The following is a 21,704-nucleotide window of genomic DNA, read 5'->3' on the forward strand; positions in this document are numbered from 1 at the left end:
CTTGATCTTCTCTGTCATTGCCGGGCTTGACCCGGCAATCCAGCTTTGCCGTTTGAAAGGAAGATGGATGCCCGGGTCAAGCCCGGGCATGACGTGAGAGTGTTTAACGCCAAATGCGGGATTTGTAAGGTCTGCTCAGACCCTGCCCTTCAACGCCGCGCCGATTTCGTCCAGTGACTTCGGATCCTCAATGGTCGCGGGCATGGTCCAGCTGTCACCGTCCGCGATCTTCTTGATGGTACCGCGCAGGATTTTGCCCGAACGCGTCTTCGGCAGCCGGCCGACGGCGATGGCGAGCTTGAACGCCGCGACCGGCCCAAGTTTCTCGCGCACCAGCGCGACCACTTCCTTCTCGATGTCAGCAACCGGCCGCTCAACGCCGGCCTTCAGCACCAGGAAACCGCAGGGCACCTCGCCCTTGATCGTATCCTTGATGCCCAGCACGGCGCATTCGGCGACGTCAGGATGCGAGGCCAGAATCTCTTCCATGCCACCGGTCGAGAGCCTGTGGCCGGCGACATTGATGATGTCGTCGGTGCGGCCCATCACATAGACGTAGCCGTCGTCATCAAGATAGCCGGCATCGGAAGTTTTGTAGTAGCCGGGAAATTCGTTGAAATAGGCTTCCTTGCAGCGCTCGTCCTGCTCCCACAATGTCGGCAGACAGGCCGGCGGCATCGGCAGTTTGATCACGATGGAACCCATGGTCCCCGCAGGCAGCGGCCTCGCGGCTTCGTCGACCACTTCGATCTTGTAGCCGGGCATCGGCACCGTCGGCGAACCATGCTTCACCGGCAGTTGTCCTAGGCCCACCGGGTTGCCGGCGATGCACCAGCCAGTCTCGGTCTGCCACCAGTGATCGATCACCGGCACCTTCAACTGCTTCTCGGCCCAGTCCACCGTCGGCGGGTCGGCGCGCTCACCGGCGAGAAACAGCGTGCGGAAATGCGAGAGGTCGTATTTGCGGATGAAGCTGCCGTCCGGATCGTCCTTGCGGATGGCGCGGAAGGCGGTCGGCGCCGTGAAGAAAGCAACGGCCCTGTGTTCGGAGATGACGCGCCAGAACGCGCCGGCATCCGGCGTGCCGACCGGCTTGCCCTCATACATGATCGAGGTCGCGCCATGGAACAGCGGCGCATAGACGATGTAGCTATGGCCGACCACCCAGCCGATGTCCGAGCCGCACCACCAGACTTCGCCCGGCTTCACGCCGTAGAGATTCCACATCGACCAGGCGAGCGCGACGGCATGACCGCCATTGTCACGCACCACGCCCTTCGGCTTACCGGTCGTGCCGGACGTATAGAGGATATAGAGCGGATCGGTCGCCAGCACTGGCACGCAATCCGCGGACTTCTTCGCCGCCATCGCCTTGCTGCGCAATTCGGCCCAGTCGTGATCGCGGCCGGCCACCAGATCGCAGCCATGCTGCGGGCGCTGCAGGATGATGCAGGCATCGGGCTTCGCGCTGGCGAGCGCGATCGCTTCATCCAGCAGCGGCTTGTATTGCACGATGCGGCCGGGCTCGATGCCACAGCTCGCCGACAGGATCAGCTTCGGCCGCGCATCGTCGATGCGTGTCGCGAGTTCCTTCGCCGCGAAGCCGCCGAACACCACCGAATGCACCGCGCCGATGCGCGCGCAGGCGAGCATGGCGACCACAGCCTCAGGTACCATCGGCATATAGAGGATGACGCGATCGCCCTTGCCGACGCCAAGGTCCTGCAGGATGGCGCCGAGCACCTGCACCTCATGCAACAGCTGTGCATAGGTGAATTTCCGGACCTCACCCGTCAGTGGCGAGTCGTGGATCAGCGCGAGCTGATCGGCGCGGCCACCCGCGACATGGCGATCCAGCGCGTTGTAGCAGGTGTTGAGCACGCCGCCGACAAACCAGCGGCCGTAGAGACCCACGGACGGATCGAACACCTTCTTCGCTGGCGCAATCCAGTCGATCGCCTTCGCCGCTTCGCCCCAGAAGCCTTCCGGATCGGACAGCGACTGCACGTGGACATCGTGATAGCGACTGGATGCGTTGGTCGTCATGGCGTCTCTCCCGCCCCGGCTTTACCGCCGGGGTTCATTATTGCGTCATTGTCACGGGATGACAGGCTATTTCAAGGGTGCCTTTGGTTGTGGCTTGACCGACATTTCCACGCCAATCCGCTCGATCTCCTGCGCCAGCGCCTTGTAATTGGCACGCGCCACGTCGAGTTGCGGATCGAGCTTGATCGCCGCACCGAAATCGCGGACTGCGCGCGGCCGATCACCCTTCTTGCGCCAGAGTTCGCCGCGCGCATTGAACAGAACGGCCTGCGTCGGATCGAGCCGCAGCGCCGCGTCGTAATCGGCGATGGCACGATCGGTCTCATCCTTGCGGGTGTAGACGCCGGCGCGCGCAATCAACGCTTTCAGCCGGTCGGCCCGCTCGGTCTTTTCGTTGTCGATCAGCGTGCTGCAAACTGCGAGAATCTTCTCGTCATCACCTGACGCAACAGCCGCCACGCACAACGCGGAATCGACGGGCGCGGTGGCTGCGGGTTCGTTGACCGCCGGCGATGCCCTGTCCAGAGCCACGCAACATAATACGAGCAGGACGCCGATAACGCGCAATACACTGCCAACATATGAATTGCGAAAAGTCATTGTCTATCGCGTGCTCGCATCGGCAGATGGATGCAATCCGATCGCCGGCTTGCGCGCCGCCACCCGATATTTCTCAAGCTGCTTGCGATGTCGCAAAGCGATATCCAGCGTTGAATCGATCTGAACGGCCGCGTCGAAATCAGCCAGCGCGCGCGCAAGGTCGCCCTTGTCGCGCCAGGCGACGCCGCGATTGTTATAGGCCATCGCCAGCTCCGGCTGAAGCTGCAGCGCCGTCGTGTAGTCGGTGATGGCGCGATCATACGCACCGCTGAGACTGAAGGCGTTGCCGCGATTCACGAAATAGCTGGCCTTCGGCTCCAGCCGGATCGCCGCGTCGAAATCCGCAATCGCGCGGCCATAGGCATTGTTGCGCGCATAGGACTGCCCGCGCGCATCGTAGTGTTCCGCACTCGGCTCCAGGCGAATGATGTCGCTCTGGTCGTCGATGACCAGATCGAAGCGCTTGACCTTGGCATAGGCCGCGGCGCGATCGATGAGACCCTGCACCCGCGTCGGATCGAGCCGGACCGCTTCATTGTAATCGCGAACAGCCAATCGATTTTCGTGCATCGATGCGAAGGTCGCGGCGCGGCTCGCAAATAATTGGGCCTCGTTCGGCCGCAGTCTGATCGCACGGTCGAAGTCATCAAGTGCACGGTCGAACTTCTTGCCGGCCGCAAGCGCCTTGCCGCGGGCTTCGAGCGCTGCGGCCGAGAGGGGATCGAGCTGAACTGCCAGATCGCCATCCGCAACGGCCAGGTCGACCTGTTCCAGCCTGAGTTGCAGCCCGGCGCGCACGATCAGGGCATGAACGCGGTCCGGCAGTCCCGCCGTCGAGCCGATCACCAGGCCGCAGATGCCGAGCATCTGCTCGGGCGGCAAGGTGTCATCATTCGCGCAGGTGGCAGCGGCCTCAGCCGCGCCCTGCGCCCGGACGGCCGCATGGGGCAACGATGCTGCCGCGAGAGCGGCGCACAGAACCAACGTCCGAAACGAATGACCCATGAAAGCCCCAGCAAGCCAACCGGACCACTCTACCTGATCAGGCCCCGCTCCCGATAGTAGCGCAGCGCGCCGGGATGCAGCGGCACCGGGCTTTTGCTGACGGCGCTGGCCAGCTTGATCTCGTGGCCAGCGCGGTGGGCGATGGCGAGTTCGTCCAGGTCGTCAAACAGGCGCTTGGTCATCTGATAGACGAGGTCGTCGGACACCGCGCTGCTCGTGACCAGATAATTCATGACCGATGCGGTCCGCACGGGTCTGTCCTGGCTGACATAGGTCCGGGCCGGAACCGTATCTGGCCTGAACGGCGCGCCGATCTTTCTGACCAACGCGGGCGGCACCGGCACGATGACGATATCCGTGGCCTCGCTGAGTTCCTTGATCGACGTGACGCCGAGACCGGCGGACTGCAGCGTCGCGTCCAGCTTTTTCTCGATCATCATCGTGGTGGATTCGGCAAAGGAGAAATACCTGATCTCGCCAAGATTCTCGTAGCGCAGCCCCGCAGCACCCAGAATGGCGCGGGCGTTCAACTCGGTGCCCGATCTCCGCTCGCCGACCGAGAGGCTTCTACCCTTGAGATCGCTCAGCGTCCTGATGCCGCTGTCTTTGGTGGCTACGATCTGGATGTAATTCGGATAGAGCGCGCCGATCACCCGCAGCCGGTCCTGCTTGCCATCGAAGCCCGCCGTGGCATTGCCGGCCCAGGCGTCCTTCAGGGCATCGCCAAGCGCAAAACCCACCTGCCCGGTGCCTTGCTGCAGCCGCGAGAGGTTCTCGACCGAACCGTCGGTTGTCTGCACCTGAACTTTCGCGCCGGGAATATCCGCATAGATCATCGCAATCGAGACGCCGAGCGGAAAATAGATCCCGGATGTATTGCCGGTCAGCAGCGTGATCGATGGCTCGGCGCATGCCGCTGCGCTGCACATGACGACCACAGTCGTCATGGCGGCTATTAGACGCTTCCTCATACTCATTTTATTCCCGTCATTCAGGCCGCGAAGGTGAACCGCAGCCCTCATGCGGTCAACGGCGTCGCAATAGCGAACGCCGTTGCCGCGACGAAAGTTTCACCCGTAAGCCCTTGCGCCAGCCGGGTAAAACGGCATGAATGCGCCGCACTCAGAATAATAAGGCCGGCAAAGCCGGCTGCGGGAAATATCCCGGGGGATGAAACATGGCTGACCAGAAATCAAACGCGAGCGATGACACCGTTGCCGTCTCCGACGAGGCATTGGCGAAGGCTGAAGCCTTCATCGAAGCCGATGAAGGTGCAACAAATCGCCTGCTGGGCTGGGCCGGAACGATCTCCACCGGCATCGCCGTGGTGATGAGCCTGTTTCATCTCTATGCCGCCTACGCAATCGTGCCGACGCAGGAGCTGCGTTACGTCCACGTCGCCTTCACGCTGATCCTGAGCTTCCTGCTGTTCCCCGTCGCTGCGCGCTTCCGCAACCGCGTGCGCTGGTGGGACATCGTGCCGGGCATCGTCGCCATCGGCACCATTGCCTATGCGCTGTGGGGCGGCGACGATTTCACCGACCGCGCCACGCTGCCGGATCATATGGATGTCATCGTCGGCATCGTCTTCATCGTGCTGCTGCTGGAAGCGACGCGCCGTACCACGGGCCTGATCATGCCGGTCGTGTCCGTGTTCTTCATTGCCTATGCGATGCTCGGCCCGCATCTGCCGGCGCCGTGGACCCATCGCGGCTATGACCTGCCGCGCCTCGTCGGCCATCTCTTCATCACGCTGGAGGGCATCTTCGGCGTCGCAGTCGACGTGTCGGCGACGCTGATCATCCTGTTCACGATCTATGGCGCGTTCCTGTCGATGTCCGGCGCAGGAAAATTCTTCATCGATTTCTCGCTATCCTTGATGGGGAACAAGTCGAACGCCGCAGGCCGCACCGTGGTGCTGTCCTCGTTCCTGCTCGGCGGGCCTTCCGGCTCCGGCGTCGCCACCACGGTGATGATCGGCACCGTCGCCGCCCCGATGCTGGCCAAGGCCGGTTTCGAGAAGAACGCTGCCGGTGGCCTGCTCGCCGCCGGCGGTCTCGGCGCGATCCTGTCGCCGCCGGTGCTTGGCGCCGCCGCGTTCCTGATCGCCGAATTCCTCAAGATCAGCTATCTCGACGTGATCTGGATGGCGACCATCCCGACCTGTCTCTACTACCTGTCGCTGCTGATCATGGTGGAGATCGACGCCAAGCGGTTCGGCGCCCACAATGTCAATGTCAGGCCTGAACTCAGCCTCGGCGTGATGATGAAGCGTTACGGGTTCCACTTCATTTCTCTGCTCGCCGTCGTCGTCTTTATGATCATCGGCTACTCGCCGTCACTGTCGGTGTTCTACGCCACGCTCGTCACCTTCGTGCTCAGTTTCCTGCGCAAGGACACTGCGCTGGTGCCGAAGAAACTGGTGAAGGCGCTGGCCGATGGCTCGATCGGCGCGCTCAATGCCGCCACGACCTGCGCCTGCGCCGGCATCGTGGTCGGCGTCGTCACCCTCACCGGCCTCGGCCTCAAGTTTTCGTCGATCGTGATTTCCTATGCCGGCGGCAGCCTGTTGCTGACGGCGATCTATACGGCGCTGATCGTCTGGATCATCGGCCTCGCCGTGCCCGTGACCGCGTCCTACATCATCTGCGCGGTGATCGCCGCCCCTGCGCTGATCAAGCTCGGCGTGCCCGATTACGCCGCACACATGTTCATCTTCTATTACGCGGTCCTCTCGGAAGTCTCGCCGCCTACCGCGCTGTCGCCCTTCGCGGCGGCAGCCATCACCGGCGGCGATCCCTACAAGACCACGCTGCAATCGTGGAAATACACACTGCCGGCCTTCCTGGTGCCATTCGTCTTCGTCTGCGACCCGCAGGGCGTCGGCCTGCTGCTGAACATTCCGAAGGGCGGCTCGTGGGTGGACATCGTCGAGATCACCTTCAAGACCACGCTGGGACTGCTGGCACTCGCCGCCGTCGCGCAGAACTGGGCACTGCGACAAAATACACCGATCGAGCGCGGCCTGCTTCTGCTATCGGGATTACTGCTGGTGTTCCCGAGCCTGATCGAGGCGATCATCGAGTCGATCATCGGTCGCGACATCAGCTACACATTCGTGCCCGGCCTCATCATCGGCCTCGGCGTGCTGCTCTGGCAGGCAAGGACGAGGACGCAACCGGCGCCGGCATGACCAACGACAGAAACGAATAACGTCAAGTTATCGCATGACAGCGGACGCCGCAGATAAGCGGCGCCGCCGACTTCAGGGAGTGACGCGATGAGATGGACAGCTTTCAGACACAGGGCGTTCAGCCTTGCACTGCTCGGCATCGCCTGCGCGGCGACCGGCGCTTCTGCGGAAGACAAGACCATCGCTATTGCGACCGGCGGGACCGGCGGCATCTTCTATCCGCTCGGCGGCGGTCTCGCGAACCTGTTGTCGAAGAAACTGCCGCATACCCAGGCCACCGGCGAAGTCACCGGCGGCAGCGTCGACAACATCAAGCTGCTGGAGACCGGTCAGGCCGATCTCGGTTTCATGACTGGCGACGTCGCGTCCGACGCCGTGAAGGGCGAGAACAAGTTCAAGAAGCCTGTGCCGCTGCGCACCATCGTCGCCGTCTATTCCAGCCCGGTCCATGTCGTGACCATCGCCGGCACCGGCATCGAGAAATTCGCCGATCTGAAAGGCAAGCGCATTTCCGGCGGCGCGCCGGGCAGCGCCACCGAGGCGCAGACCTTCCGCCTGCTCGAAGCCGCGGGCCTCGACAAGGACAAGGACGTCAAGCGCGAACGTCTGTCGGTGGCGGAATCCGCGTCCGCGCTCAAGGATCGCAAGATCGATGCCTTCTTCTGGGGCGGCGGCGTGCCGACTGCCGCCGTCGTCGACCTTGCCGCAACGCCCGGCGTCACCATCAAGCTGATCGACATCGATTATCTGCTCGAACCCATCGTGAAGAAATACGGCCAGATCTTCGCACCCAGCGTGATCAAGGCCGGCAGCTATCCGGGCCAGACCACCGACAGCCGTGGCTTCGCCGCCTGGAACCAGATCATGGCCACCGACAAGATGTCGGACGAGACGGCCTATGCGATCACGAAGACGATCTTCGAGAACAAGGCCGATCTGGTCGCCGTCCATAAGGAGGCCGAGAACATCAATCTCGCCACGCAGACACCAGCGCAGTCGCCGGCGCCCTATCACCCCGGCACGCTGAAATATCTCAAGGAAGTCGGCGCGGTGAAATAGTCACCGCGACATCAATCAAAACTGGAGGAGAGGACAACCATGTTCAAGCGTTTCAGAAAGACATCGATTGCCGTGGCGCTGGTCGCCACTGCCGGCCTTGCAGGCGCGGCCATCGCGCAGCAGAAGACCATGGCGATCGGCACCGGCGGCACCGGCGGCGTGTATTATCCGCTCGGCGGCGCCATCGCCAATGTGCTGTCGAAGGCGCTGCCGAACACCCAGGCCACCGCGGAAGTCACCGGCGGCTCGGTCGATAACCTCAAGCTGATTGCCTCGGGCCAGAGCGAGCTCGGCTTCAGCATGGCCGACGCCGCGCTCGACGCACTGAACGGCCAGGACAAGTTCAAGAGCGGCAAGGTCCCGCTGCAGACCTTGCTGGTGGTCTATCCGAACCGCATGCATATCGTGACCATCGAGGGCGCCGGCATCGAGAAGATGTCGGATCTCAAGGGCAAGCGCGTCTCCACGGGCTCGCCGGGCGGCGCCACCGAAGTGATGGCGTTCCGCGTCATCGAGGCCGCCGGTCTCGACAAGGACAAGGACATGAAGCGCGAGCGTCTCGGCGTGGCTGAGTCCGTCAACGCCATCAAGGACCGCAAGATCGACGCCTTCTTCTGGGTCGGCGGCGTCCCCACCGCCGCCGTCACCGATCTCGCCGCCACACCCGGCATGAAAATCAAGTTCGTCGACCATGCCGACCTCGCCGCCAAGATGAACGAGAAATACGGCAAGCTGTATTCGCCCTCGACCATCAGCAAGAGCATCTATCCCGGCATGGACAAGGACAACGCCAATACCGAAGTCTGGAACATCATCGTCACCGGCAACAAGATGAGTGACGACGACGCCTACAACATCGTCAAGACGCTGGTGGAGAAGAAGGCCGACATCGTCGCCGTGCACAAGGAGGCCGAGAGCTTCTCGCTCGACAACCAGGTGCAGGAGCGCTCGCCGGTGCCGTTCCATCCTGGCGCGCTGAAATACTTCAAGGAAAAGGGTATCGGGAAATAAGACCGGCCATCACGCGACCAGACTTTGAGCCGCGGCACGCAAGTGTCGCGGCTTCTGTTTGAGGGAGTAACAACCCACTCTCCTGTCATCCCCGCGCAGGCGGGGATCCATACACGCCGAATACCGCGGAACCGGATCACTCAACCGCCGTTGCCTGCCGGGCACTGCCGTGCCGTGAGGGCCGCGCGTGCACGACGACGCCAACAGGATCAAACATCCGCTCGACGCGCTGAACTTCTTTCTCGCCGATGTCCGAGACGGGCTCGGGCCCTATCTCGCGATCTATCTGCTGACAGTCCAGAAATGGGACGAGGCCTCGATCGGCATCGTGATGTCGGTCGCCGCCCTCGCCGGCATTGTCGCGCAGACCCCCGCCGGCGCCCTGATCGACAAGACCACGGCCAAGCGCGCCATCGTCATTCTTGCCGCCGTCATCGTCACACTCGGCTCGATCGTGCTGCCGCTCTATCCCGGCTTCCTGTTTGTCACGACAACACAGGCACTGACCGGTGTCGCCGCGGCCGTGTTCGCACCGGCACTGGCGGCGATCACCCTCGGCATTGTCGGCCCCAAAGCCTTTGCCCGCCGGATCGGCCGTAACGAGGCGTTCAACCATGCCGGCAATGCGACGGCGGCGACGCTGGCCGGCATCTTCGCCTATGCCTTCGGACCGATCGTCGTGTTCTGGCTGATGGCCGCGATGGCTGTGGCGAGCATCCTCGCGACGCTGGCGATCCCCGCTAATGCCATCGATCATCAGATGGCCCGCGGCCTCGGTGATCTCGACGACACGCACGATCACGATGCCGCCGACCGGCCATCCGGCTTTCAGGTGCTGCTGACCTGCAAGCCGCTCCTGATATTTGCCGCCGCCACCGTGCTGTTTCATTTCTCCAATGCGGCGATGCTGCCGCTGGTCGGCCAGAAACTCGCACTGGTGAACAGCGAGCTTGGCACCACGCTGATGTCGGTCTGCATCGTCGCGGCACAATTGGTGATGGTGCCGGTCGCCATGCTGGTCGGCCGCAAGGCCGATGTCTGGGGCCGCAAACCGATCTTCGCCTGCGCGCTCGCAGTGCTGGCACTACGCGGCGCGCTGTATCCATTGTCGGACAATCCCTATTGGCTGGTCGGCGTGCAGACCCTCGATGGCATCGGCGCCGGAATCTTCGGTGCGATCTTCCCGCTTGTCGTCGCGGACCTCACTTACGGCACCGGCCACTTCAATATCAGCCAGGGCGCGATCGCCACCGCCGCGGGATTAGGGGGCGCTCTCAGCACGGCCATTGCCGGCGTGATCGTGGTAAAGGCCGGCTACAGCGCGGCATTCCTGGTGCTTGCCGCCTTGGCGGGGATCGGCCTCATCCTGTTCATTGTCGCCATGCCGGAGACGCGACCTTCCGACGCACGTCATCAGCCGTTAGTACCAAATGCTTAAGGATGGTATTGCATTGCGGTAGCAACTCGCAATGCAGGATAGTACCATCCACCCAGTACGTTCCCATGCATGTTGTCCATGGAAACGCCTGATCGGGAGAAGCTGGAAAGACCTGCCGGTTGCGCAGATGAGTCGCAGGAGCGAACCGTCGGGTTCGTTGCCCCAGCCGTGCCGGTTCCCACTTGATCCCGGCCTCCCGTCAATGTCTTAAACACCCTCAATCAGATCGCGCGTCGCAGCCGCGCGGCCTGTCCGACATGCAAAAGGACTCTTCGAGATGTCATCATCGATCCGCTTCCCGTCCCGCCGCTCCGTGATCCTCGGCGGCGCGGCTGCCCTCGGCACCCTGCCGATCCTGTCGCGCCGCGCCAGCGCCGCAGAGTGGCCCACCAAGCCGGTGAAGTTCATCGTTCCGTTCGCGGCCGGCGGCACCACCGACATTCTGGCCCGCGTCGTTGCGCAGAAGATGTCCGAAGAGATGGGCCAGCAGTTCATCGTCGAGAACAAGGCCGGCGCCGGCGGCAACATCGCCGCTGACTTCGTCGCCAAGGCCGAAGGCGACGGCTACACCTTCCTGGTCGGCACGCCCGGCACCCACGCGATCAACAAGTTCGTGTTCAAGAACATGACCTATGATCCGGTGAAGGATCTGGCCTCGGTGATCGTGATCGCCAAGGTGCCGAACCTGTTCTCGGTGACCAACTCGCTGCCGGCCAAGAGCGTCAAGGAATTCATCGAACTCGCCAAGGCCAAGCCGGATGAATATTTCTACGGCACGCCGGGTCTCGGTTCGACCGCGCATCTGTCGACCGAACTGTTCAAGTCGATGACCGGCGTGAAGCTGACCCACGTGCCCTACAAGGGCAGCGCCCCCGCGCTCACCGACCTGATCGGCGGCCGCGTCCATGTGATGATCGACAACCTGCCGGCGGCGCAGCCTTTCGCGGAGAGCAACCAGATCCGCGCACTCGCCGTCTCCACCAGCAAGCGCTGGGAGCCGATGAAGGACATTCCGACCATCGCCGAATCCGGCGTGGACGGCTACGACGCCGCCTCCTGGTTCACCATCGCAGCCCCGGCGAAGACGTCGAAGGAGATCATCGCCAAGCTCAATGCCTCGACCGACAAGTTCATCAAGTCGGCCGATGGTACTGCCCGCCTGATCAAGCTCGGCGCCGATCCGACCGGCGGTTCGCCGGCCGACATGGATGCCTATGTGCAGTCCGAAATCGAGAAGTGGGGCAAGGTCGCCCAGTTCGCCGGCATCAAGCCGGAGTAAGGGCAGCGCAGGGTTGGCAGGGCGTTAGACGCGCCTGCCTGTCTTGCTTCGTTAAGCGTGAATAGATCGAAGGGCATGCGCATCCGCGTGTGCCCTTTTGTTTTGTGAGTGCGGTTGGCGCCTATTCCACACTCGTCATTCCCCGGCAAACCAATTGGTTTGCCTGAGGGCGTGCGTAAGCCCGGACGCGCAGAGTCCTCAATTGTCATTCCGGGCTCGCGCAAGGGCGCGCCCCGGAATGACAGCTTGGGGCACTCAAACATTTTTTCCTATCCATTATTGACAACATCCCTTAATATGACTATATTCCCCCTCGTCCTGCCCCACCGAGAGGGGCGATCGCGATCGTCACGTTCGCGGGGTGGGATGCGGTGGACGCCGGAGATGCGGCGTTACGCGGTTTGGGGGTGACGTCTGTCTTCGGGCAGGACGGATCTGCGCCAGCACTGCCACTGGCAAGGAGACGGCCGACCTTGGGATGGAAAGACTCTCTGGACAGTGTGACGGACGACCAAGTCAAAACGCGTTCGGCTTACTCGCTTGAGGCTCCCTTCCCTTCGCCTTGGGACTTTAATTCGCGATCGGAGCGTTCGTCGAGGCAAAGTGCAAGCAACCGAAAAAACACCGCAGGCGGAACGTCGGGCACTTGCCTGACGCCTCCGAAAGTCCTGATGCACTCTAAATTGCGGAAGACCGCATCGCATCAGGCCCAAGGGTGCAACGGGCACCCGGCGTTCCGCACGCCCTCTCACAAGGGGGCGGGAATGCGAAGCACGACGGCGCCCCCGCGCCGCAAACAATGGGGGTGATGACGCATGTCTGAAGAGCAGTGGCTGTTTGACAGTTGAATCAGCAACGGCGCGACGTGGACGTCCCACACACTGCCGTCATGCCCGGCGCATGCCGGGTATCCACGTCTTGGCGACAAACGAAGGCGTGGATGGCCGGAACAAGTCCGGCCATGACGATCCATAATGAGCGCGCAGGTTCGCCCCGTCCTGAAATTCGTCTACTCGAACTTCATGTCGATGCAGCGCGACACGTCCGAGCCGAGGCCCGAGGGAATCGTGACACAGCCACGAATTTTCTGCTGGGTGTTGTCGCTCACCCACATGGCAAAACCACCATTGCCGAAGAACGAATTGGTGTTCGGCGGCTCGGTTTCCGTGGCATCGAAGGAATAGCTGGAGTCGGTATCGAACACGCGCGGCTTCTTCACGCAGGCGCCGTCGCTCTGGACGTTGATGACTTCCTTGGCATCACGCGTCATCGATAGCGACACCGAGCAACGGAAATATTCCGAGGTCTTCGCATTGAACAGATAGGCATAAGAGCGGCAGGTCGCCGTACTCAGCTTGCCTGCGGCAAGCCCACGCCCGCAGGAGATGCGCTGGTTGTTGCTGAGCTTGAAATCATCTGCCGCAGCAAGACCGGGCGCCAATACCACCGCGCCAACAACCAAAAGACTTTTCACGATCGCTCGCATTGTCGAATCATCCCCATCGCCGCATTCATCGTGGACCGGCTTAGCCCGAAAGCGAAAGATAGTCGCCAGACCGCGCTTGCGAAATAACAAACTCTGTCGCGACCGCATGTCGTATTGACGGGCTGTCACCGTTCGTGATTTGTTCAAGACCACCGCGCAGCCGCGATGTACTTTCAAAACACGTTTCGGAGAATTTGGGATGACCGCTCGAGCCTTTACGATGCTGTGCGCCGCCGCACTAGTGACATCGGCCCTGGCCGGCCCTGCGCTTGCTCAGACACCGACGCCCTGGGTGCTCTCGCCCGACATGGGCTATGGCTACGACGCGTCAGGCAAGACCTTCGCGTACAAGATGGGCACCAACAATGCCAAGTTCCTGCTGAAGGGCGCCAAGAAAGTGCCGAAGAACACGCTCTTCTTTATCGGCGAGAACGGCCAGCTCTATATGCGCAGCGGTCCGTTCCTCGAAGATGATGGGAAGTTCAAGTTCGGCCCGGGCTAGTCCCGGTTTCGGACAGGATCATGCGCAACCGGACGGGTGCCGCATGACGGAGACATGACATTGCTCCCTTCGCCATGAAGCCTCTCCCACCACGGTGGCAGAGGTGATACAGAGCGCTTCATCTTTTTACGAAAGCTGAAAGCACTCATGGCCAAGTCGCTGCCCGTCTCCCCCCTCGCCCCGACCGCTGTTCCCGAACTACCCGCGATTGCAGGCGTGCGCCTCGCCACCGCCGCCGCCGGCATCCGCTACAAGGGCCGCACCGACGTGCTGCTCGCGGTGATGGACAAGGGCACGACGGCAGCCGGCGTGTTCACCAAGTCGAAGTGCCCGTCGGCTCCCGTGGAGTGGTGCCGCGCGGTGCTGAAAAACGGCAAAGCGCAGGCGCTGGTGGTCAATTCCGGCAATGCCAATGCCTTCACCGGCAAGACCGGCAAGGCCTCGACCAAACTCACCGGCGACATCGCATCCAAGGCCGTCGGCTGCAAGCCGAACGAGATCTTCCTGGCCTCGACCGGCGTGATCGGCGAGCCGCTCGACGCCACAAAGTTCAACGGTGTGCTCGCCACACTCGCTGAAAGCGCCGGACCGGACGGCTGGATGGATGCCGCCAAGGCGATCATGACCACCGACACCTTCCCGAAGGTCGCGACGGCCACGGTGAAACTCGGCAAGGCCAAGGTCACCATCAACGGCATGGCCAAGGGCGCGGGCATGATCGCGCCGGACATGGCGACGATGCTGTCCTTCATCTTCACGGATGCACCGATCAGCGCGCCCGCATTGCAGGCACTCCTGAAGGCCGGCGTGGAAGATTCGTTCAATGCCGTGACCATCGACGGCGACACCTCGACCTCGGACACGCTGCTGATGTTCGCCACCGGCGCAGCAGCCGCACAGGGCGCGCCGAAGATCACCAAGGCCAGCGACATCAGGCTGAAGCCTTTCGTGAAGGCCCTGAACGTCATTCTCAATGACCTCGCCGAACAGGTCGCACGCGATGGCGAAGGCGCGCGCAAGCTGGTGGAAGTCGTCGTCGAAGGCGCGACGACCAAGGCCTCGGCGCGCAAGATCGCCATGTCGATCGCCAATTCGCCGCTGGTGAAAACGGCGATTGCCGGCGAAGACGCCAATTGGGGCCGCGTGGTGATGGCTGTCGGCAAGGCCGGCGAGCCCGCCAACCGCGACAAGCTCTCGATCGCGTTCAATGGCATCCGTGTCGCCAAACTGGGCGCACGCGACCCGTCCTATGACGAGACCGAAGTGTCCAACGCGATGAAGAACCCCAAAGTGCAGATCAAGGTCACCCTCGGCCTCGGCAAGGGCCGCGACCGCGTGCTGACCTGCGACCTCACCAAGGAATATGTCGCCATCAACGGCGACTATCGGTCTTAGCTTGCTACTGCGCCTGCGGACGACGTCGATGAAGATATGTGCGATGGCCGGCACGACAGGGGGTCTGATCCTTGCCTGTGCCGTCGCAATGCCAATCGGCACCGCCGAAGCGCAGGATCAGTCATCGAGCAGGACACGCACGCTCACCCGCAGCGTCAAGGCCGGTCAGGAGGTCGGCCTTGGCTTCGCGGTGCGATGGAACGCGAAATGTGAGCCGGTGCTGCCCAAGCTCACTATCGCCAAACCTCCGTCGCATGGCAGTCTGTGCGGACGGACGATCATGGTCACCCCACAAAAGAATGTGACCGGGGACGACCAGACCTGTGTCGGGAAACGCATGCGCGCACTGCAACTGGTTTACATGCCCAGCAGCGACTATTCGGGAGCGGACACGGTCGACTACATCATCGAACTGCCGCGCGTGCAGCTCACGACCCATGTCGACATTCAGGTAATCCCGAACGATGCTGCAACCAAAACTCTCATACCGAACAATGAGAGCGCGCCCGGAAAAGCTGGCGATGCGATCGTTCCCTGTGCCCCACACATGTCCCAGACAACCAACAACCGCGTAATAACCCTATGAAACTCGTCCTCGTCGTCGCCTGCGCATTGATTGATCCCGACGGCCGCGTGCTGATCGCACAGCGGCCGGAAGGCAAGGCGCTGGCCGGCCTGTGGGAATTTCCCGGCGGCAAGCTGGAGCCCGGCGAACGGCCGGAAGCGGCGCTGATCCGCGAGCTCGACGAGGAGCTCGGGATCACGGTGAAGGAAGCCTGCCTCGCGCCACTGACCTTCGCCAGCCACGCCTATGAGGACTTCCACCTGTTGATGCCGCTCTATATCTGCCGGCGCTGGGAAGGCCTCGCTATCTCCAGGGAAGGCCAGAATCTTGCCTGGGTGCGGCCGAACAAGCTGCGCGACTATCCGATGCCGGCTGCGGATATCCCGCTGATCCCGCATCTGATCGATCTGCTTTAGCGCTTCAGCCCCCTCACAGCATCCGCGAGGCTCGCTTTTGCCGAGCCCGGCTTCAGCGGCTTCTGCTGGCTCTCATGCGGCGCCCAGCCGGACAACCAGATGACGTCGAAGGTCGCGCGGATGCGGCCGTCCGGATCGGCGAAACGCTCGCTATAGATCTGCGCCATGCGCAGCAGCGTCGCGCGGCGGAGCGGCGCCCGGCGGCGCTCGACCAGCACATTGGTCGCGCCCATCCTGCGCAGATCCTGCATCAGACCGAAGGCGCTGTCGTAGCGCACCACGACGCGATCCACATCGGTCACCGGCAGCGCAAATCCCGCGCGCTGCAGCAAGGCGCCGACATCGCGCAGATCGGCCATTGGTGCGACGCGCGGCGAGATGCCGCCGTCGCGTTCGGCTTCCGCCGCGGCGAAGGACTGCCGCAGCTCGGTCAGCGTGTCGCCGCCCAGCATTGCGGCCAGCAGCAGGCCGTCAGGCTTCAGCGCGCGGCGGATCTGCGCCATCACGCCGGGCAGATCGTTAACGAAGTGCAGCCCGAGCGCGGAGATGACGAGATCGAGCGACGCCGGCGCGAGATTGAGACCATCGCTTTCGACATCGGGCACGTCGGCATGTGTGAGATGGCCGACACGCCCGGCCATACCATCGCGCAGACGGTTGCCCGGCGTCGCGACGTCAGCGGCATTGTCGAACTGGCGCAACACAGCCTGCAATCGCTCATCCATGTCGGCGATGACACGATCCAGCAGGAAATTCTCGGCGCCCAGTCGCGATGCACGCGCCTGCCGCGCCCGCAGCAGAGCGCGATCGAACAAAATAGGTGCGGCATTCGGGGTCTGAGCCATGCGGCTTGGTACGCCGAAGACCAGGGATCTGGCAATCGCGCTTGAGGTAGGCGCAAGAGAGTTTTAGCCTTCAATCTATGGACGCAGAGGCGACAGTGTCGTGGTCCCTCCCCGCGCAATTGCGCGGCGCGCTGAAGCTTTGCCGGTCTGCATGGACGCAAACTGCCCGTCTTGCGCTCGACATCGGGCTGCCGACGCTCTGCGTCGCCTGCCGGGAACCAGTCGCCGGCGAAGGCGTCTGCGCGGCCTGCTGGGGCCAGCTCTCCTTCATCGCGCCGCCGTTCTGCAGCCGGCTCGGCATCCCCTTCGTCTACGATCCCGGCCCGGGCATCCTGTCGATGCAGGCGATTGCCGATCCGCCGGCCTATCAGCGGGCCCGCGCAGCCGTGCGCTATGACGATGTCGCCCGCACGCTGGTGCATCAGTTGAAATATCATGACCGGACAGACCTCGCGCCAATCATGGGTCGCTGGATGGCGCGGGCGGGGAAGGAATTGCTCGCGGACGCCGATCTTCTGGTGCCGGTGCCGCTGCATTGGCGCCGCGGCTTCAGTCGGCGCTTCAACCAGTCCGGCGCGCTGGCGCGGGCCATTGGCCGGCAGAGCGGCGTTGCGATATCCCGCGACGCCTTGCGGCGAATACGTCCGACCGAACACCAGATCGGCCTGTCGCGCAGCGAGCGCGCCAGCAATGTCCAGGGCGCCTTCAAGGTCCCACCTGAACGCCGGGCTGAAATCCAGGGCCGCCGCGTCATTTTGGTCGACGACGTGCTGACCTCGGGTGCCACGACGGACGCCTGCGCACGGGCGCTGCTGCGCGCCAAGGCCGCCCAGGTCGATGTGCTGGTCTTTGCGCGGGTTGTGGAGGCCCACAAGGTCCCCATATAATCAGGCACTTCCCTGCGAACCGGAGCACCCGATGGCCGCCGCTATTGAAATCTACACCCGCCCCGGCTGCGGCTATTGCAGCGCCGCGATCTCGCTGCTCCAGCGCAAGAAAGCTGCATTCACCCATTTCGACACCGCGACCGATCCGAAGCTGCGCCAGGAAATGTTCGACCGTACCTATCCCGGCGCCACCTTCCCGCAGATCTTCATCGATGGCACCCTGATCGGCGGCTGTGACGATCTCTATGCATTGGACCGCGAAGGCAAATTTGACGCCATGATCGCAGGCGAGAAGGCCACCTCATGAGCCAGACATCTCCGACGTCCGAGCCCCAGACCTTCACCGCCGCCATGGTGCAGATGCGCACCGGCCTGCTGCCGGAGCCGAGCCTCCAACAGGGCCGGCATCTGATCCGCGAAGCCGCGCTCGCCGGCGCCGACTATGTGCTCACGCCGGAAGTGAGCAACATGATGCAGCTCAATCGCACGGCGCTGTTCGAACATCTGCGCCCGGAGGAAGACGACCTCTCGCTGAAGGCCTATCGCGCGCTCGCCGCGGAGCTGAAGATCTACGTGCATATCGGATCGCTGGCCGTGCTGGCCAACCCCGAACGCGCCGCCAATCGCTCGTTCCTGATCGGACCGGACGGCAATGTCCTGGCGAGCTACGACAAGATCCACATGTTCGACATCGACCTGCCGAACGGCGAGAGCTATCGCGAATCCGCGAATTATCAGCCGGGTGAAACCGCCGTCATCTCGGATCTCCCCTGGGGCCGCATCGGTCTGACCATCTGCTACGACGTCCGCTTCCCGGCGCTTTATCGCGCATTGGCCGAAAGCGGCGCGTCTTTCCTCACCGTGCCCTCGGCATTCACCCAGAAGACCGGCGAGGCCCATTGGCACACGCTGCTGCGTGCCCGCGCCATCGAGACCGGCTGCTTCGTCTTTGCGGCCGCGCAGGGCGGCGTACATGAGAACAAGCGTGCGACCTATGGTCACTCGCTGATCATCGACCCATGGGGCGTGGTTCTGGCCGAAGCGACGGGCGTCGAGCCGGGCTTCATTCTGGCCAAGATCGATCCTGCGAAGGTGACGGAAGCGCGCAAGACCGTGCCGTCCCTGCAGCACGGCCGCCGTTTCAGCGTCAGCGATCCCAAATCGGGCCCAGACTATCTGCACCTTGTCCGGCAAGCGACATGATCCGTTACGACCTACGCTGCGAGAAGGGCCATGCTTTCGAAAGCTGGTTCCAGAGTTCCGGCGCCTATGAGTCCCAAGTGAAGCGCAAGCTGGTGAATTGCCCGAATTGCGGATCGGTGAAGGTCGAAAAGGCCATTATGGCCCCGCGTATCGTGGGCAAGAGCAAGAATCGCCCGGCACCCGCCCCTGACGCCGGTTCCGAGACCACAGCCCCGCTGATGATGGCGCCGCAGGAAGCCGAACTGCGCGCCAAGCTGAAAGAACTGCGCGATCACGTTACCAAAAACGCGGACAATGTCGGTGAAAGCTTCCCGACCGAAGCTCGCAAGATGCATTATGGCGACATCGAACATCGTCCGATCTACGGCGAAGCGACGCCGGATGAAGCACGGTCGCTGATCGATGAAGGTATCGAGGTGACTCCGCTGCCTGTCCTTCCCGGCGATCGGAACTGAGCGCAACCTCCGCTCACCAGCATTCTTGTGCGCGTTTCGACTCATCCAAACTGCGCCGTCGGTACATGATTCCGAAAGCTTCCCACATACGGCAACTTTGTGGCGTTCGAGTCACAGGCGTGCACAATCGCTTTGTTAGCCCTTGAGACATGGCAAAACTCGCCTAACTTATAAGCAAGTGCCTGAATATGAGTCGCGCGATGCACTCAGATCGCATTGCGCGATTTCGGACCTGGATGTGTCCTGAAGGCTATAGTGCTGATGTTGAGTCGCGATCGGAAAGACGCGTTCCGTTACCACCTTAGGAGCATCGCGACCAACAGGACGGCCGACCAGCAAGGAGAGAGGGATCATGTACAACGATTCTCTGTTCAATGCGTTCGCTAGAAGTTACGAAGCCCGAAGTGAGACGGACATGTCCATGTCCGAGTATCTGGAATCCTGCAGAGGGGACCCGATGCGATATGCGAACGCGGCGGAACGCCTACTGGCGGCGATCGGCGAGCCTCAAATGATAGACACGGCCAAGGATCCACGCCTTGGCCGTATTTTTTTGAATCGTACCATCCGTAGCTATCCAGCCTTTGCCGGCTTTCACGGCATGGAAGATACGATCGAACGCATCGTCGCCTTCTTCCGACATGCGGCGCAGGGTCTCGAAGAGCGCAAGCAGATTCTCTATCTGCTCGGCCCGGTCGGCGGCGGCAAATCATCGCTTGCCGAGCGCCTCAAGGCCTTGATGGAAGTCCATCCCATCTATGTGCTGAAAGCTGGCGACGAACTCTCTCCGGTTTATGAAAGCCCGCTCAGCCTGTTCGATCCCGACACGCTCGGCCCGATGATCGAAGAGAAATATGGCATTCCGCGCCGGCGGCTTACGGGTCTCATGAGTCCGTGGTGCTACAAGCGGCTCGAAGCTTTCGGCGGCGACATCTCGCAATTCCGTGTCGCCCGCATCCAGCCGTCGCGATTGCGCCAGATCGCCATCGCCAAGACCGAACCCGGTGACGAGAACAACCAGGACATCTCCTCGCTGGTCGGCAAGGTGGATATCCGCAAGCTCGAAATCTTCGCCCAAAACGATCCCGACGCTTACAGCTATTCCGGTGGCCTCAACCGCGCCAATCAGGGCGTGCTTGAATTCGTCGAAATGTTCAAGGCGCCAATCAAGATGCTGCATCCGCTTCTGACGGCGACGCAGGAAGGCAACTATATCGGCACCGAAAACATCGGCGCCATCCCGTTCACTGGCGTGATTCTCGCCCACTCCAACGAGTCCGAGTGGCAGAGTTTCAAGGCCAACAAGAATAATGAAGCCTTCATCGATCGTATCTGCGTTATCAAGGTGCCGTACTGCCTGCGCGTCACCGAAGAACAGAAGATCTATGAGAAGCTCATTCAGGGTTCCGAACTCGCCACCGCACCTTGCGCACCGGCGACGCTGGAAACCCTGGCGCGCTTCTCCGTGATGTCGCGGCTGCGCAAGCACGAGAACTCGACGACCTTCGCCAAGATGCGGGTCTATGACGGCGAAAGCCTGAAAGAGTCGGATCCGAAGGCCCGCAGCGTTCAGGAATACAAGGACGCCGCCGGTGTTGATGAAGGCATGGACGGTGCCTCGACGCGCTTCGCGTTCAAAGTTCTGGCCGCAACCTACAATCACGACACGTCGGAGATTGGGGCGGATCCCGTACACCTGATGTATACGCTGGAGCAGGCAATCCGCAGGGAGCAGATGCCTGATGAAGTCGAAAAACGCTATCTCGAATTCATCAAGGCCGAGCTGGTGCCGCGTTATGCGGAGTTCATCGGTCACGAAATCCAGAAAGCGTATCTGGAATCCTATTCGGACTACGGCCAGAACCTATTCGATCGTTACGTCGACTATGCCGATGCCTGGATCGAGGATCAGGACTTCAAGGATCCTGACACCGGACAATTGCTCGATCGCGAATTGCTCAATCAGGAGCTGAGCAAGATCGAAAAGCCGGCCGGAATCGCCAACCCCAAGGACTTCCGCAACGAAGTCGTGAAGTTCTCGCTTCGCTCGCGAGCACAGAACGGTGGAAAGAATCCGACCTGGACGAGTTATGAGAAGATCAGGGAAGTCATCGAAAAGCGCATCTTCTCTCAAGTTGAAGATCTGCTTCCGGTGATCTCCTTCGGATCGAAGAAGGACGGCGAGACCGAGAAAAAGCATGACGACTTCGTCGCGCGGATGATCGTTCGCGGCTACACCGAGCGCCAGGTTCGCCGTCTCGTTGAATGGTATATGCGCGTGAAACAGGCCGGCTGACGCAAGGAGCCAACATACGTGGC

The 21,704-nt window shown here is 62.2% G+C and carries 20 protein-coding genes; 14 read left to right on the top strand and 6 right to left on the bottom strand.

Going from position 1 to position 21,704, the window contains the following annotated elements; all coding sequences use genetic code 11:
• Positions 1-135: 135 nt before the first annotated feature.
• The 4 genes from AB8A50_RS18365 to AB8A50_RS18380 all read right to left on the bottom strand — a co-directional run bounded on the left by AB8A50_RS18365 (position 136) and on the right by AB8A50_RS18380 (position 4,622).
• Positions 136-2,046, bottom strand: coding sequence for a propionyl-CoA synthetase (locus AB8A50_RS18365; protein ID WP_439078511.1), 1,911 nt, complete (start codon positions 2,044-2,046; stop codon positions 136-138).
• A 66-nt stretch (positions 2,047-2,112) separates the two neighbouring features.
• A complete protein-coding gene (locus AB8A50_RS18370; protein WP_439078512.1) occupies positions 2,113-2,577 on the bottom strand; it encodes a tetratricopeptide repeat protein in 465 nt (154 codons plus the stop codon).
• A 72-nt stretch (positions 2,578-2,649) separates the two neighbouring features.
• Positions 2,650-3,597, bottom strand: a complete 948-nt coding sequence (locus tag AB8A50_RS18375; protein WP_439078513.1) for a tetratricopeptide repeat protein — start codon at positions 3,595-3,597, stop codon at positions 2,650-2,652.
• A gap of 83 nt (positions 3,598-3,680) precedes the next feature.
• Positions 3,681-4,622, bottom strand: a complete 942-nt coding sequence (locus AB8A50_RS18380) for a TAXI family TRAP transporter solute-binding subunit (protein ID WP_439078514.1) — start codon at positions 4,620-4,622, stop codon at positions 3,681-3,683.
• Between the two features lie 206 nt (positions 4,623-4,828).
• On the opposite strand from AB8A50_RS18380, the gene AB8A50_RS18385 reads away from it, so the two are divergent.
• The 5 genes from AB8A50_RS18385 (at position 4,829) to AB8A50_RS18405 (ending at position 11,631) form a co-directional block, all read left to right on the top strand.
• Entirely contained in the window at positions 4,829-6,844 is a 2,016-nt protein-coding gene (locus AB8A50_RS18385) for a TRAP transporter permease (protein ID WP_089267687.1), read from the top strand.
• Positions 6,845-6,931: 87 nt separating this feature from the next.
• Positions 6,932-7,903, top strand: a complete 972-nt coding sequence (locus tag AB8A50_RS18390; RefSeq protein WP_309942516.1) for a TAXI family TRAP transporter solute-binding subunit — start codon at positions 6,932-6,934, stop codon at positions 7,901-7,903.
• A 39-nt stretch (positions 7,904-7,942) separates the two neighbouring features.
• On the top strand, positions 7,943-8,914 hold the full coding sequence (locus tag AB8A50_RS18395) for a TAXI family TRAP transporter solute-binding subunit (protein WP_068729346.1): 972 nt from the start codon (positions 7,943-7,945) through the stop codon (positions 8,912-8,914).
• A gap of 187 nt (positions 8,915-9,101) precedes the next feature.
• On the top strand, positions 9,102-10,352 hold the full coding sequence (locus tag AB8A50_RS18400; RefSeq protein ID WP_439078515.1) for an MFS transporter: 1,251 nt from the start codon (positions 9,102-9,104) through the stop codon (positions 10,350-10,352).
• A gap of 277 nt (positions 10,353-10,629) precedes the next feature.
• Complete coding sequence (locus tag AB8A50_RS18405) at positions 10,630-11,631, top strand: Bug family tripartite tricarboxylate transporter substrate binding protein (RefSeq protein ID WP_439078516.1); 1,002 nt, start codon at positions 10,630-10,632, stop codon at positions 11,629-11,631.
• A gap of 1,009 nt (positions 11,632-12,640) precedes the next feature.
• Here the strand turns inward: AB8A50_RS18405 and AB8A50_RS18410 are convergent.
• Positions 12,641-13,117, bottom strand: coding sequence for a hypothetical protein (locus AB8A50_RS18410; RefSeq protein ID WP_089267692.1), 477 nt, complete (start codon positions 13,115-13,117; stop codon positions 12,641-12,643).
• A 199-nt stretch (positions 13,118-13,316) separates the two neighbouring features.
• Here AB8A50_RS18410 and AB8A50_RS18415 point away from each other — a divergent pair, with 199 nt between their 5' ends.
• The 4 genes from AB8A50_RS18415 (at position 13,317) to AB8A50_RS18430 (ending at position 15,995) form a co-directional block, all read left to right on the top strand.
• On the top strand, positions 13,317-13,619 hold the full coding sequence (locus AB8A50_RS18415) for a hypothetical protein (protein WP_439078517.1): 303 nt from the start codon (positions 13,317-13,319) through the stop codon (positions 13,617-13,619).
• Between the two features lie 147 nt (positions 13,620-13,766).
• Positions 13,767-15,014 (top strand): bifunctional glutamate N-acetyltransferase/amino-acid acetyltransferase ArgJ, encoded by a 1,248-nt coding sequence (gene argJ / locus AB8A50_RS18420; RefSeq protein ID WP_439078518.1) that lies wholly within the window; start codon positions 13,767-13,769, stop codon positions 15,012-15,014.
• A gap of 43 nt (positions 15,015-15,057) precedes the next feature.
• Positions 15,058-15,600: a hypothetical protein gene (locus AB8A50_RS18425; RefSeq protein WP_231078974.1), complete on the top strand. Its 543-nt coding sequence runs from the start codon at positions 15,058-15,060 to the stop codon at positions 15,598-15,600.
• On the top strand, positions 15,597-15,995 hold the full coding sequence (locus tag AB8A50_RS18430) for a (deoxy)nucleoside triphosphate pyrophosphohydrolase (protein WP_120287336.1): 399 nt from the start codon (positions 15,597-15,599) through the stop codon (positions 15,993-15,995). Before AB8A50_RS18425 ends, AB8A50_RS18430 begins: the two co-directional genes overlap by 4 nt.
• On the opposite strand, the gene AB8A50_RS18435 is transcribed toward AB8A50_RS18430, so the two are convergent.
• Positions 15,992-16,840, bottom strand: a complete 849-nt coding sequence (locus tag AB8A50_RS18435) for a methyltransferase domain-containing protein (RefSeq protein WP_439078519.1) — start codon at positions 16,838-16,840, stop codon at positions 15,992-15,994. The two genes, AB8A50_RS18430 and AB8A50_RS18435, sit on opposite strands and share 4 nt — an antisense overlap.
• Positions 16,841-16,917: 77 nt before the next feature.
• On the opposite strand from AB8A50_RS18435, the gene AB8A50_RS18440 reads away from it, so the two are divergent.
• The 5 genes from AB8A50_RS18440 (at position 16,918) to AB8A50_RS18460 (ending at position 21,681) form a co-directional block, all read left to right on the top strand.
• Positions 16,918-17,727 (top strand): ComF family protein, encoded by an 810-nt coding sequence (locus tag AB8A50_RS18440; protein ID WP_439078520.1) that lies wholly within the window; start codon positions 16,918-16,920, stop codon positions 17,725-17,727.
• Positions 17,728-17,758: 31 nt separating this feature from the next.
• Positions 17,759-18,034 (top strand): glutaredoxin 3, encoded by a 276-nt coding sequence (gene grxC / locus AB8A50_RS18445; protein WP_068729362.1) that lies wholly within the window; start codon positions 17,759-17,761, stop codon positions 18,032-18,034.
• A complete protein-coding gene (locus AB8A50_RS18450; protein WP_439078521.1) occupies positions 18,031-18,930 on the top strand; it encodes a carbon-nitrogen hydrolase family protein in 900 nt (299 codons plus the stop codon). The genes grxC and AB8A50_RS18450 overlap by 4 nt, the downstream gene beginning before the upstream one ends.
• Entirely contained in the window at positions 18,927-19,385 is a 459-nt protein-coding gene (locus tag AB8A50_RS18455) for a DUF1178 family protein (RefSeq protein WP_439074488.1), read from the top strand. Before AB8A50_RS18450 ends, AB8A50_RS18455 begins: the two co-directional genes overlap by 4 nt.
• Before the next feature lie 352 nt (positions 19,386-19,737).
• Positions 19,738-21,681 (top strand): PrkA family serine protein kinase, encoded by a 1,944-nt coding sequence (locus AB8A50_RS18460; protein ID WP_089267701.1) that lies wholly within the window; start codon positions 19,738-19,740, stop codon positions 21,679-21,681.
• Positions 21,682-21,704 lie beyond the last annotated feature (23 nt).

Origin of the sequence: Tardiphaga sp. 841_E9_N1_2, assembly GCF_051811065.1 — a bacterium.
Lineage (GTDB): Bacteria > Pseudomonadota > Alphaproteobacteria > Rhizobiales > Xanthobacteraceae > Tardiphaga > Tardiphaga robiniae.